Here is a 12,192-nt window from a genome sequence, read left to right as displayed (position 1 = left end):
TGCGCGCCGAAGCGTCGGCCATCGAAAGCTGCAATGCGCGCGACGCGATCGAGCTGCTCACGCGTGCTGCGAACGAGCGCGCGCTCAAGGCCGCGAAGGCGAACTTTTCGGGCCGATAACGACGGTAGCTGTGCGTCCGACGATCAGAGCGTTCAAGGGTTCGCACTATCGACGCTTCGACACGCCGGCCGCCGATTAGGATCTCAGGATCATCGTCGATCCTGACCCTGACGGTGGCTTGGTATTCAAGGTTTCCCGGGCGGACCAAGTGCATCCGCCACGTCGTTTCCGAATTCAGAGGCGGCTCGCGCCTTAAATGAGTCCGCGCCGTGGGCGTGCGAAGCTTATCGCCTCCACGACGAGCGCCGCCGATGGCGGGGTAGTCGCTGATTACACCTCCGTCTTCTTGGCTGGGCGTCCACGCTTTACCGGCGCGACGGCGACGGCTTTCTGGCGCGGCGCGGCCTTCTCGCGAAGCTGACCGAGCCCGATCTTCTTTGCCATTTCTGATCGCTGCGCCGCATAATTTGGCGCCACCATCGGATAGTCCGACGGAAGATTCCACTTTGCCCGATACTCCTCCGGACTCATTCCGAGCAGCCTCAAATGGCGCCGCAGCGATCTGAAGCTCTTTCCATCTTCGAGACATATGATGAAATCCGGCGTGATCGACTTGCGGATCGAAACAGCCGGCTCTCGTTTCGCCAGCGGCGTCGTTGCATCGATGGGCGCTTTGCCGAGATTTTCCAGCGCCCCGCGCACAGCATGGATCAGCGACGGCAGGTCACCAATCGGCAGAGAATTATTGGCGACGAAGGCGGCGACGACCTCGGCCGCGAGAGTGGTCGAGCGAGAGGGTTCCGCCTCGTGAGCTGTCATTCGAATTTTCCTCGCAGTTCATGACGAATAAGATTTCGCAACTATTGGCCGCTCCACGACACCGGCGCAAGCGCTTTTAGCAACTTTTCCTTGGATGCGCGCCGAAAGGACTTCTCGTCGCCCAGCCGAGCTTCCTCGCCCACGCAATAATCGACGCGTCGAAATAATTCCGACAGCCGAAGCGAAAGCGAGACCGAATAGCGGGAAGCGTCGTTCCCGCATGCCCGTCCGCCGCCGCAAGGGTTCGGCGCGAGCGCCCGGGCCGAGGCCCGCCCTTGCCCCGGCGGCCGTGATGCGGGGCGTCGAAGTTCGTTCCGAGACCAGAATGGAAAGGACGAACAAAATGAGCCGATTCGAGAAGAACGGATCCCGCGCGTCTGCGCGCCGCGATCACTATCGGGAAGTGACCGATCGCATCGTCGCGGTGCTAGAGCAGGGCGTCGCCCCCTGGCGTCGCCCGTGGAATCCCGACAAGGCGGCCGGACCGCTCTCGCCAATCAACGCCAAGACTGGACGGCGCTATCGCGGGATCAACGTGCTCTTGCTAGGCATGTCTCAATTTTCCTTCGCGAGCGGCGATCCTCGCTTTTGCAGCTATAAGCAGGCTAAGGAACGAGGCTGGCAAGTGCGGGGTGGCGAGAAGGGAACGACCATTTACTTCTACAAAAGCCTCCAGGTCGGAGATCGCGACGCGCCTGCGGATGGCGAGGAGCACGTGCGTAACATTCCGCTGCTTCGCGCCTCCACGGTTTTCAATGGTTCGCAGATCGACGGCATCCCTGAGTTCGTGGCGCCGACGATCGAGGAAGCGCCGTGGCGACGGTTCGATGCCGCTGACATCATCCTGCGCAACAGCGGCGCCGTCGTTCGCATCGGCGGCGACCGGGCCTTCTATAGTCCGTCCACTGACCACATTCAGCTACCGCCTGAACGCGCCTTCACTTCTCCAGAAGCGCTCGCTTCCGTTCAGAATCATGAACTCGCCCACTGGACAGGAGCCGCGAGCCGTCTGAACCGCGATCTCAGTGGGCGCTTCGGTTCCGCGAGTTATTCACGAGAAGAGCTCGTGGCGGACATAGCGAGTTGTCTCGTCAATTCCGAGCTCGGACTGCCCACGGACATCGAGAACCATGCGAGCTATCTATCATCGTGGGTCGATCGCTTGAAGAGTGACAAGCGTGAAATCTTTCGCGCGGCCGCCGCGGCGCAGAAGGCGGCAGATTTCTGCCTCGCCTTTCACCCGGACTTCGCTGAAAGCCAAAGCGACTCGGATGGACAGGACGCCGCCGCTAGCGACGCGCCCCTCGTCGAGGCCGCGTGATCGGCATGACACGCGCCATATCGACGAGCCCCGCAGGCGGCGAGCCTCCGCATGCTCGTTCTCGCCCCGAATCCTCCATTATTCCTGATCTCAGCAGCTACGACTACAAATTGATTGCGTTATCTGGAGGCAAAGATTCCGTAGGAACGCTCCTTCATCTCATCGATGAAAGCGTCGATCCCACCCGGATCGAGCTGCATCATCACGACGTCGACGGTCGCGGGCCGCCGACGTTCGATTGGCCGATCACCGCAGGCTATTGCCGAGCGATCGCCGAGTCCTTCGACGTTCCGCTCTACTTCTCATGGCGCGACGGTGGCCTGCGCCGCGAGATGTTGCGTGATCGCGAGCCCACCGCGTCGGTGATGTTCGAGACGCCAGAAGGGAAGATCGCGACGGTCGGCGGTCGCGGCGTTCCCGGCATGCGTCTGCGGTTTCCGCAGGTGACGGGAGACTTGCGGCTACGCTGGTGTAGCCCCGTCGCGAAAATCGACGTGATGCGAAGCATGATCTGCAATTCGCCCCGCTTTCTCGGCAAGCGCACGCTCGTCGTCACCGGGGAACGCGCCGAGGAGAGCCCAGCGAGGGCTCGCTATCTGACGTTTGAGCCCCATCGCACCGACACACGCGGCGGTCCGCGCCGGCCTCGTCATGTCGACCATTGGCGTCCGATCCATGGCTTGGAGGAACGACAAGTCTGGGATCTGTTCCGGCGTCACGGCGTTATTCCGCACGTTGCCTATCAGCTCGGCTTCAGCCGCGTCTCCTGCATGCATTGCATCTTCGCGTCGCCCGATCAGTTGGCGACGATCAGATGGATGGCGCCGGAACGCTTCGAGACGATCGCCGAATACGAACGCCGCTTCGGCTGCACCGTCAAACGCGACACTTCGATCCATGCCGTCGCCGATCGCGGCAGACCTTATCCTGCCGCGCTCGCTCGGTCAGACCTGGTCCAGCTCGCCATGTCCGAGCATTGGTCGCCGCCGATACGCACATCCACCGAGCGCTGGCGTCTGCCCGCCGGCGCCTTCGGTGACGCCGCCGGTCCCGGCTGAATTCCGCAGTTCTCGACTTCCCTTCTTTCACAAATTGCTTCTTGCCAGAGGAGACATCGCATGTCCCGGTCCTACACCCATTTTTCCTGCGTTCTTCCACTCGGCCGCACCGAGTTTCTGCCATCGGCTCTCGCTCTCTATGAGCGATATGCCGAGGAGCTCGATGCCAGATACGAGCGCATCTGCTTCACAGTGAAAGCCTGCGACCTCGATCGAGGAAGTCTTCGCATCGTCTCCGGAGAAGACGGCGATCCCGAGCAAGTGATCGCTTTCGTTCAGCGCTGCGCGAGGACGTTTGGATTGACGGGCCTATGGGGCTTCCACTGGAGTCAGGGCTGCGCGTTCCCCTCATTCGACGCATTCGGCGGCGCGGCCAGCCTGCTCGATCTCGGCGAGCAGCGCGTCGTCGACAGAATCGACTGTCGACGCTGGCTCTCGGATCGTATCGCGCGCGACATGACGCCTGCGGCTCGCGTCGTCCGGCACCATTCGTGAGCCTGCGCAAATCATAGGCTCGAAAAGAAGAAAAAAGAAAAGGAGGAACGAGAAAAGGAAGCCGTTACCGCGAACGAACGGCCGCCGCAAAGGGTGGGACGCTCCGGCCGCTTCGCTGGGCCGGATCGATCCCGGCGCACGAGGCGCCGCCTTTGCCCCAGCCGTTCGTCCTCGGTGCGGGATCGGGGTCTTCGAGAAGAAGATCGAGAGGAGACTCCGATGCAACAGTTCAGCACGACTGAATCCGAAAATCGCGACGCCGCCACCGGCGCGGCGTTCGGCCTCGACGCCTTCGACCACGACGCCGCGCGCCGTGATGGGTGGGTCATATCCCATCGCGGCAGCTATAAAGACGGCGCGCCGCATATCGAGCTGCAGAAGTTCGATAATCCGCAAGACGCCCCCCCGATATTCCGCGACGACCGGGAGGCTTGGGCGCATGTCGTCGCGCGGGCGCGTGCGGGCTCCGCCCTTCACATCCGCGCCCTGGACCTCATCGATCGACGCGAACGCTTCGCCATCGAAGCCGCCTTCGGACCCTGGTGAGCGACCGGCCGCCACGTCCCGAACCTGCCTCCTCGAAATCCTCCCACCGCCCACGCCCGGCCGCCCATCGCGCGCCGGGCTTTTTCATGCTCGCCGAAAGGATTCGTTCCATGGCCAAGGACAGCAATCAATTGACGCTCTCTCTGTTCGACTCGACCAGCCTCTCCGGCGGATTGACGCTCGACGGCGGAAGTTTCAGCGCGCCGCCCGTTCTCCCCGAAGAGGACGAAGCGCCCGTCGCCGCCGCGGCGCCGGCGATTCCCGCGCAGGATTTCGTGCTGCGCGGAGACCGCGCGCTCGCGCATGGCTGGAAGGCCCGCGCCGCCGACAATATCGCCGCCATTCGGCTCGCCCTGGAAATCGAGGCCGATATGCGCAACGCCACGCCGGACGAACAGGAGGCTCTGAGCCGCTTCGTCGGCTTCGGCGCGCGCGACCTCGCCGACAGGATGTTTCGCCGCGCCGGCGAGACTTTCTCCGAGGGCTGGGAGGACCTCGGCGAGGAGCTGGAGCGGCTCGTCTCGCGCGAAGAGTGTTGATTTCCACTGAGAGCTGACCCAGGCAGCACGGGTTTTTCCACCGAGAACTGACCCATGTTCGAACCTTTCCCCCTCGACCGTCGCGGGGGACCTGGGAGTGATCGACATGGAGTTATTGAGCGTCATCCGACGCTGGCGATATCGGCAGGAGTTCTCGATCCGAGAGATCGCGCGACGCACGGGGCTGTCGCGCAATACCGTGCGCAAATACCTGCGCTCGGACAGCGTCGAGCCGCGGTTCGCCACGCCCGATCGACCGAGCCGGCTCGACCCGTTCGCCGACAAGCTGGCGCACATGCTGCGTCACGAGGCCGCAAAGTCGCGCAAGCAGAAGCGGACGGTCAAACAGTTGCACGCGGATCTGGTCGCCCTCGGCTACGACGGCTCCTACAATCGCGTGGCGGCCTTCGCGCGGGAGTGGAGGGCGGCGCGGCATCGGGAGCAGCAGACCTGCGGGCGCGGCGCGTTCGTGCCGCTGACGTTTCTACCCGGCGAGGCGTTCCAGTTCGACTGGTCGGAGGATTGGGCGATCATCGCGGGCGAGCGGACGAAGTTGCAGGTCGCCCAGTTCAAGCTCTCCTACAGCCGCGCGTTCTTCCTCCGCGCCTACCCGCAACAGACGCATGAGATGCTGTTCGACGCTCACAATCACGCCTTCCGCGTGCTGGGCGGCGTGCCCCGGCGAGGCATTTACGACAATATGAGCACGGCGATCGACAAGGTCGGGCGCGGCAAAGAGCGCCAGGTCAACGCCCGCTTCGCCGCCATGGTCAGCCATTTCCTGTTCGAGGCCGCATTCTGCAATCCGGCCTCCGGCTGGGAAAAGGGGCAAATCGAGAAGAACGTTCAGGACGCTCGTCACCGCCTCTGGCAGCCGATCCCGAGCTTTCCGTCGCTGGCGGCGCTCAACGACTGGCTGGAGGCGCGATGCCGCGAGCTGTGGGCCGAGATTCCGCACAGCGCGCAGCCGGGGACGATCGCGGACGCTTGGCGCGAGGAGGTTCCGCAGCTGATGCAGCCTCCGCGGCCATTCGACGGCTTCGTCGAACACACCAAGCGGGTCACGCCGACGTGCCTGATCCATCTGGAGCGCAATCGCTACAGCGTGCCGGCCTCGTTCGCCAATCGCCCCGTCAGCGTGCGGGTCTACCCCGAGCGCGTCGTCGTCGCCGCCGAGGGGCAGATCGTGTGCGAGCACGCCCGCGTCTTCGCCCGTTCGCATAACGACAAGAGCGTGACGGTCTACGACTGGCGGCATTATCTCTCCGTCATCCAGCGCAAGCCGGGCGCGCTGCGCAACGGCGCGCCCTTCGCCGAACTGCCGGTCGCCTTACGGACGCTGCAACAGCGCATGCTCGAGAAGCCGGGCGGCGACCGTGAGATGGTCGAGATTTTGGCTCTGGTCCTACAGCACGACGAGCAGGCCGTGCTGACCGCCGTCGAACTGGCGTTGGCGGCCGGCGCGCCGACCAAGACGCACATCTTGAACCTGTTGCATCGCCTGGTGGACGGCAAGCCGGTCGACGCGCCGCCCGTGAAGCCGCCCAATGCGCTGACGCTCACCACCGAGCCGCAGGCCAATGTCGAGCGNTACGACGCGCTGCGCAAAGGTCGGGAGGCGCGCCATGCGTCATAATCCTGCCGCCGGCGCCATCGTCATCATGCTGCGCAGTCTCAAAATGCACGGCATGGCGCAAGCCGTCAGCGAGCTGACCGAGCAAGGCTCCCCGGCCTTCGAGGCGGCGCTGCCGATCCTGTCGCAACTCTTGAAGGCGGAAACCGCCGACCGGGAGGTGAGATCGATCGCCTACCAGCTCAAATCCGCGCGGTTCCCGAACTATCGCGATCTCGCCGGCTTCGACTTCGCCAGCAGTGAGGTCAACGAGGCGCTCGCGCGCCAGCTTCATCGCTGCGAGTTCCTCGAAGATGCGCATAACGCCGTCCTGGTCGGGGGACCTGGCACGGGCAAGACGCATCTGGCGACAGCAATCGGCGTCCAGGCGATCCAGCATCACAGAAAGCGCGTGCGGTTCTTCTCCACCGTCGAGCTCGTCAACGCGCTCGAAACTGAAAAGCACCAAGGCAAGTCGGGCCAAGTCGCGGCGCGGCTCGTTCATTCCGATCTCGTCATCCTCGATGAGCTCGGCTACCTGCCGTTCAGCGGCTCCGGCGGGGCGCTGCTGTTCCATCTGCTGAGCAAGCTCTACGAGCGGACCAGCGTCATCATCACGACGAATCTGAGCTTCGGCGAATGGGCCGCCGTCTTCGGGGACGCCAAGATGACGACGGCTCTGCTCGATCGCCTCACTCACCGCTGCCACATCCTCGAAACCGGGAACGACAGCTTCCGGTTCAAGGACAGCTCGGCGACGGCGGACAAACCTGCAAAGGAGAAGACCAAAACTTGACGACCGACTGACCCGCAAGCCATCTTCAACCCGGGTCAATTCTCAATGGAAATCCTGGGTCAAATCTCGACGGAAATCGACACCCGCGCGTCCAGGAACCGGACCTACGGTCCCGTGCGCCGAAGTTCCATTTTCCGGCGCTACTTAGCTTTTCGGGACGGCGAAGGAGGAACTATGACCCAACGAAGACCCGGTCCTCCAGATTGGCCAACGACCGGTTACGCCGTCAGTGGACATTCGCCCTCTGGGTGCGCCTGCGATCAGGCCTTCGAGGGAATGGACATTGAAGATCGTCTGTCGACGATCACTACATGCATCGCCGTCTCAGAAAGGCGTCTCGCCCTCGTCGAGTGCCTCGGCCTAACGCTAGTTTTAAGTAGCGAATTCATAAGCTCGTCATACCGAAGAGCCAACGGTTCGAGGCGTTCAAAACGCACTATCCATCTCGACCGACAGGGGTCTTCAGTTGAACAAAACTCTCATCGCTTTTCTCCTCTCGACGCTATACATGACTCCGGCGTTCGCAAAAGATCCGATTTTCGTTTCGCCGGAACAGTCCCGGCCGGTCGAGGTTCTCTCGACACCAGCGGCCGACGGTTCAGAAAAGCAGCAGAAGGAACTTGCGGAACTCCACAAAATCGAAGCCGCACGTACTGCCGCGGAAGCGGCGCACGCCCAATGGGATGACGAAAATGAACACATTTTTCTGTTCAAAACAGTTCTGGGAGAGAACTTTTCGGCAGAAAATCTCCCTCTGACCGCTGCGTTGAGCAAGAAAATCGAAAACGATGAAACGATGAAGCGGTGAACGGCAGCGTAGCGAAGGCGCACTTTCATCGCGAGCATCCTTACAACGTCGACAAAACGCTGAAGACCATTTGTAAAACCAAGACGAAGGCCGACTCCTATCCCAGTGGGCATACACTGCTGGGCTGGCTTCTTGGGCTGACTCTCGTGGAAATGGTTCCCGAGAAGCGCGACGAAATCATTGCCCGCGCCGAAGATTACGGACATAGTCGAATGGTATGTGGCCTTCATTACAAAAGCGACCTGCAAGCGAGCAAACTCATTGCTTATACTGTCCATGCGATCATGAAGCAGAACCCGGAATATTTGAAAGAGCTCTCCGCAGCCAAAACCGAAACGCGCACTTTGCTCGGCCTTTCAAACTTGCCGAAATAAGTCCGGTGGCGGGGACCGGAGCGAGGCATCATCGGCTCCGGTCCTTTTTCACATAATTCAACCCGAACAAATCGCCACGATCCTCTAGGCACTTGTCCCTTTCGGCCCGAGCCGAGCCACACGAGCCTTTGACCGCGGTCCGCTTCGCGCCGCACCCGGTATTCGGCTCGAAGACCGCGCCGCCGATGATGGCCGGGGGAAGAAGGAGGCGAAGTGGGGCGAGCGGCCGTTGGTGTCGCCCGGAGGATGCAGCCGAAGGTGACGTTGCACTCGCTGTCCTTGGAGCCGCGTAGCGTGATCCTGGTTTCGCTCAGGCCTCGGCCGTTGGACGAAGCGCCGCTTAGCTTGTGAGCGACGCCAACGAGTCCGGGAGTTCGGCAGGATGCCACCGAACTCGTCACGCGAAGTTCACGCGGGTTTCACGGTCAAGTCCTAGAGTTTCGCCCGCGCCTGCTAAGGCCGCACACCTCCCGGGGGCCGATGTCCGTCCCCCCATGGCCAGGATCCCTTGCATGTCCCCCTTCGTCCGCGGCCGCTTAGCCGCGCTTTCTCTGTGCGCGGCTACGGCACAAGCGCACCTGTCCTTGCGTGCACTACCGCTGCTGCTGGCCGCCGCCGTCGCCCCGCCGCTCGGGGCACAGGCCGAGCCTCTCGCGCCCAGTGCCTTCGTCGTGAAGCCGTATCTGCAGATCGGCCGCAACCTCAGTCCCACCACCCTGCACCTGCTTTGGCACACGCCGGACGAAAGCGCCGACTGGGCCGTGGAGACGCGCCCCACGTCCAGCGCCGCTTGGACGCGAGCCGGCGCACCGCAGCGCACGCGCGTGGCCGTGGCTGGCGTGACGCCGCGCTGGGTGCTGAATGCCGCGCTCACGGGCCTGCCGGCCGGCGGCGAGTTCGAATACCGCCTGCTGCGCAATGATCACCCCGTGTTCAGCGCAAAAGCGCTGGCGCCCAAGGCCGCCGAGCAGACCTACCGTTTCGTCGCCTTTGGTGACGTTGGCGCGGGCACGGCCGAGCAGAAGGCGATGGCGCTGCGCGCCTGGCTGTCCAAGCCCGACCTGGTGGTGGTGCCGGGCGACATAGTCTACGAATACGGCCTAGTCTCGGAATACGACAAGAACTTCTGGCCCACTTACAACGCCGACGAGCCAAGCGGCAGCGGCGTGCCGCTGATGCGCCGGGTGCCGATGTTCACGGTGCCCGGCAACCACGACATCGACAACCGCGACCTCGACCGTTTCCCCGACGGCCTGGCCTACTACTTTTTCTGGGACCAACCGCTGAACGGTCCGACGGGCACCGAAGGCGGCCCCATCGTGCCCAAACTGACAGCCAACGAGACCAACCGCCGCCAGTTCCTGGCCGCGGCGGGTGACGCCTACCCGCGCATGGCGAACTATTCGTTCGACTACGGCAACACACACTGGACGGTGCTTGATTCCAACCCTTACGTCGACTGGACGAACAAGGAACTTCAGGCCTGGGTAGCGCACGACCTGGCCAGCGCCACGCAGGCGACGTGGCGCATCGTCACCTTCCATCACCCGGGCTTCAATTCGTCCAACGAGCACCTGGAACAGCAGCACATGCGACTGCTGGCGCCTATCTTCGAAGCCGGCAAGGTCGACCTAGTCCTGAGCGGGCACCTGCACAACTACCAGCGCACCTTCCCGATGACCTTCAAGGTGCAGAAGAACGGCGCCGGCACACTGCTGATGGGCGGCAAGGACGGCACGCGCGTGCGCGGCCGAGTCGTCAACGGCCGCTGGACGCTCGACAAGAACTTTGACGGAGAGACGCAGACGAAGCCTCAGGGCGTGATCTACGTCGTCACCGGCGCGGGTGGCAAGGAACTCTACGACGTCGACCAGAACGACGCGCCCGATTCCTGGCAGCCTTTCACCAAGACTTTTGTCTCCAACGTCCACTCGCTGACCATCGTGGACGTGAAGGCGCAGTCGCTGCATTTGCAACAGGTTACCGCCGAGGGCCGCGAACTCGACGCGTTCACGATCACCAAATAACCACCGACAGGCGCCTGAATCGCGCATGGGCGGCCGCCTTTGCTGGCGGCCGCCTCGGCCACCCTCGACGAGCACGACCTCAATCTGGCCGTCGAAACCCCTCTTCGAGGCTCTCGCCGATGATCCGGCGCTTCGCTTCCAGAGCCTATGATTGACGCTCGTGCGGAGAGCCGCCAGATATTCATTGTTGCCAGCGATCAGCGATAGCGTCCGCTTGCATCTGAAAAAGACGCTATCATCGCGCCACGCCCGAGACAGCCATCTCATAAACCGGGATCAATGCCAGGCGGCTCTCGGCGGAGGCATGCCCACGCGAGCCTATAGACATAGTTCCTGTCGCGTCGCACCCCGTATGCGAGAAGCTACGAAAGCCCTCGATTTGGATTGCTTCAACTCATTCAGAGTCGTCCTTTTCAGAGACAGACTCTCGGGCAACCGGCCAAGCAAAACGGCGAGTGCATTCTTCGTTTGGCTCGCCGCTTCTTCGAATGGCGGAAGCAAAGCACGTTGGGCTGCGACAATCGACCCTGGCTGCGCGAGCCGAGCGTCGTAGCGCCCCCGGCTTCTACCCTCGTCTTGATCGCTCGCACGAGCGCTTCATGAAAGCGATCCTCAGTTTCTGGAAGAGACGACTACTATGTTGAAGGTTCCTGGAACGGGCTGCGGACGCGCCCCTTCCTTCTCCGGCGGCGCGAAACTTGCGGTCGGCAGATAGACATCGCCGGTCGCCGGATCCACGGCGCCTGTCTTCGCACCCTTCGCCGTCAGGACGGTTTCGACGACTGTTATCGTTGGAGCGAGCGAGAGAACAGTCAGAGTTCCGTCGCCTGCCGGAATGAATGCGCGACGTCGTTTGGTGTCGAGGAGAACGCCGTCCGGTCCCTTGCCGATTTTCAATGTTGCGAGATCCCGCCCAGTTTTGGCGTCGAGGACTTTCGCGACATTGTTATCGCAGGCAGAAATCAGTGCGCCCATCGGCGCGTCGAAGGCCAGTCCTGTCGGCGCTTCGCAGTTCGGCAACGCATAGCTCGCCACCACTTTGCGTTCGACGATATCGACGACCTCGATCACGCTCTTGTCCTCGAGATTGACAAAGACGCGACCTGTTCCGTCCGCCGCAGCCACTTCAGGCTTGCCATCCAGCACGATCGTCCCGACAACCGCCTTCTTATCGACGTCGATGAGTGTCGCGTCATGGCTCTTCCCGTTGAAGATCACGGCAAAGCCCGTCTTTGGTTCGAGGAGAAGTGCGTCAGGATTTTGTCCCGTAGCAAAGACGGACTCGATCTTCCCGCTCGCCTTGTCGAACAGAAACGCATTGGCGCTATTGCCGTTCGTGCTGATTGCGAAGGAGGAGCTTTCGAGAGGCAAAACGCCATGCACGCGTGCGCCGTCCACCAGATGGTCCGTGACGTTTCTCGTAGCGAGGTCGATCGCAGTCACTCCGTTGGAGCGCGCAACGAAAAGTCGATTCGTCTGCTGATCGACCGAAGCAAAGTCCCACCCGCCATCGCCGGCAGGGATATGCGCCGAAACGAAAAATTTCGACTCCTCGGCGATGGCGCCCGTGCCGAGAAGCGATATCAGAGCGAATGCATAAAGGCGACGCAAGTGCTGTCCTCCGCGAAGAGCCCGATGCGCGCCTCATTACGGCTCGTTACGAACTTCGACGGAAAATCTCTAACAGCGCGAACGTGACTACAGAATAACACTATTATGAAACACATAGAGCGACCG

12 protein-coding genes are annotated in these 12,192 nt (G+C 62.4%); 8 read left to right on the top strand and 4 right to left on the bottom strand.

Annotated features, from left to right (window positions below; translation table 11 throughout):
* Positions 1–390: 390 nt before the first annotated feature.
* The gene (locus tag METLW4_RS0123190) at positions 391–879 is read right to left on the bottom strand and encodes a MucR family transcriptional regulator (RefSeq protein WP_018268630.1); all 489 of its coding nucleotides are present in this window, start codon (positions 877–879) and stop codon (positions 391–393) included.
* Positions 880–1,222: 343 nt separating this feature from the next.
* On the opposite strand from METLW4_RS0123190, the gene METLW4_RS0123185 reads away from it, so the two are divergent.
* Both METLW4_RS0123185 and METLW4_RS0123180 read left to right on the top strand, forming a co-directional pair.
* Positions 1,223–2,200, top strand: a complete 978-nt coding sequence (locus tag METLW4_RS0123185) for an ArdC family protein (RefSeq protein ID WP_043333662.1) — start codon at positions 1,223–1,225, stop codon at positions 2,198–2,200.
* A 5-nt stretch (positions 2,201–2,205) separates the two neighbouring features.
* Positions 2,206–3,258: a phosphoadenosine phosphosulfate reductase domain-containing protein gene (locus METLW4_RS0123180; protein ID WP_083919402.1), complete on the top strand. Its 1,053-nt coding sequence runs from the start codon at positions 2,206–2,208 to the stop codon at positions 3,256–3,258.
* A 27-nt stretch (positions 3,259–3,285) separates the two neighbouring features.
* Here METLW4_RS0123180 and METLW4_RS28160 read toward each other — a convergent pair whose 3' ends face one another.
* Both METLW4_RS28160 and METLW4_RS28155 read right to left on the bottom strand, forming a co-directional pair.
* Positions 3,286–3,519: a hypothetical protein gene (locus METLW4_RS28160; protein ID WP_157235617.1), complete on the bottom strand. Its 234-nt coding sequence runs from the start codon at positions 3,517–3,519 to the stop codon at positions 3,286–3,288.
* Positions 3,520–3,606: 87 nt separating this feature from the next.
* On the bottom strand, positions 3,607–4,314 hold the full coding sequence (locus METLW4_RS28155) for a hypothetical protein (RefSeq protein ID WP_157235616.1): 708 nt from the start codon (positions 4,312–4,314) through the stop codon (positions 3,607–3,609).
* 95 nt (positions 4,315–4,409) lie between these two features.
* On the opposite strand from METLW4_RS28155, the gene METLW4_RS0123165 reads away from it, so the two are divergent.
* From METLW4_RS0123165 to METLW4_RS0123145, 6 genes are all read left to right on the top strand, one after another.
* Positions 4,410–4,838: a hypothetical protein gene (locus tag METLW4_RS0123165; protein ID WP_157235615.1), complete on the top strand. Its 429-nt coding sequence runs from the start codon at positions 4,410–4,412 to the stop codon at positions 4,836–4,838.
* A 106-nt stretch (positions 4,839–4,944) separates the two neighbouring features.
* Positions 4,945–6,474 carry an IS21 family transposase gene (istA, locus tag METLW4_RS0123160; RefSeq protein ID WP_157234838.1) on the top strand — a complete coding sequence of 510 codons (1,530 nt, stop codon included), beginning with the start codon at positions 4,945–4,947 and terminating at the stop codon, positions 6,472–6,474.
* A complete protein-coding gene (gene istB, locus METLW4_RS0123155) occupies positions 6,464–7,246 on the top strand; it encodes an IS21-like element helper ATPase IstB (RefSeq protein WP_018264842.1) in 783 nt (260 codons plus the stop codon). The genes istA and istB overlap by 11 nt, the downstream gene beginning before the upstream one ends.
* A gap of 466 nt (positions 7,247–7,712) precedes the next feature.
* On the top strand, positions 7,713–8,054 hold the full coding sequence (locus METLW4_RS27445) for a hypothetical protein (RefSeq protein WP_018268623.1): 342 nt from the start codon (positions 7,713–7,715) through the stop codon (positions 8,052–8,054).
* Positions 8,051–8,428, top strand: a complete 378-nt coding sequence (locus tag METLW4_RS27440) for a phosphatase PAP2 family protein (protein WP_018268622.1) — start codon at positions 8,051–8,053, stop codon at positions 8,426–8,428. Before METLW4_RS27445 ends, METLW4_RS27440 begins: the two co-directional genes overlap by 4 nt.
* Before the next feature lie 512 nt (positions 8,429–8,940).
* Positions 8,941–10,455: a metallophosphoesterase gene (locus METLW4_RS0123145; RefSeq protein WP_157235614.1), complete on the top strand. Its 1,515-nt coding sequence runs from the start codon at positions 8,941–8,943 to the stop codon at positions 10,453–10,455.
* A gap of 612 nt (positions 10,456–11,067) precedes the next feature.
* Here the strand turns inward: METLW4_RS0123145 and METLW4_RS26005 are convergent.
* Positions 11,068–12,066 carry a YncE family protein gene (locus tag METLW4_RS26005; protein ID WP_018268618.1) on the bottom strand — a complete coding sequence of 333 codons (999 nt, stop codon included), beginning with the start codon at positions 12,064–12,066 and terminating at the stop codon, positions 11,068–11,070.
* Positions 12,067–12,192: the final 126 nt, after the last annotated feature.

The organism is Methylosinus sp. LW4 (assembly GCF_000379125.1).
Classification (GTDB): domain Bacteria; phylum Pseudomonadota; class Alphaproteobacteria; order Rhizobiales; family Beijerinckiaceae; genus Methylosinus.
Note: the sequence above shows the minus strand (reverse complement) of the source record. Positions and strands in the feature narration are given on the sequence as shown.

Excerpts from the sequence above, each read along its gene's own strand:
- METLW4_RS0123190 (WP_018268630.1), bottom strand. The coding sequence starts at position 879 with ATGACAGCTCACGAGGCGGAACCCTCTCGCTCGACCACTCTCGCGGCC.
- METLW4_RS0123185 (WP_043333662.1), top strand. The coding sequence starts at position 1,223 with ATGAGCCGATTCGAGAAGAACGGATCCCGCGCGTCTGCGCGCCGCGAT.
- METLW4_RS0123180 (WP_083919402.1), top strand. The coding sequence starts at position 2,206 with ATGACACGCGCCATATCGACGAGCCCCGCAGGCGGCGAGCCTCCGCAT.
- METLW4_RS0123165 (WP_157235615.1), top strand. The coding sequence starts at position 4,410 with ATGGCCAAGGACAGCAATCAATTGACGCTCTCTCTGTTCGACTCGACC.
- istB (WP_018264842.1), top strand. The coding sequence starts at position 6,464 with ATGCGTCATAATCCTGCCGCCGGCGCCATCGTCATCATGCTGCGCAGT.
- METLW4_RS0123145 (WP_157235614.1), top strand. The coding sequence starts at position 8,941 with ATGTCCCCCTTCGTCCGCGGCCGCTTAGCCGCGCTTTCTCTGTGCGCG.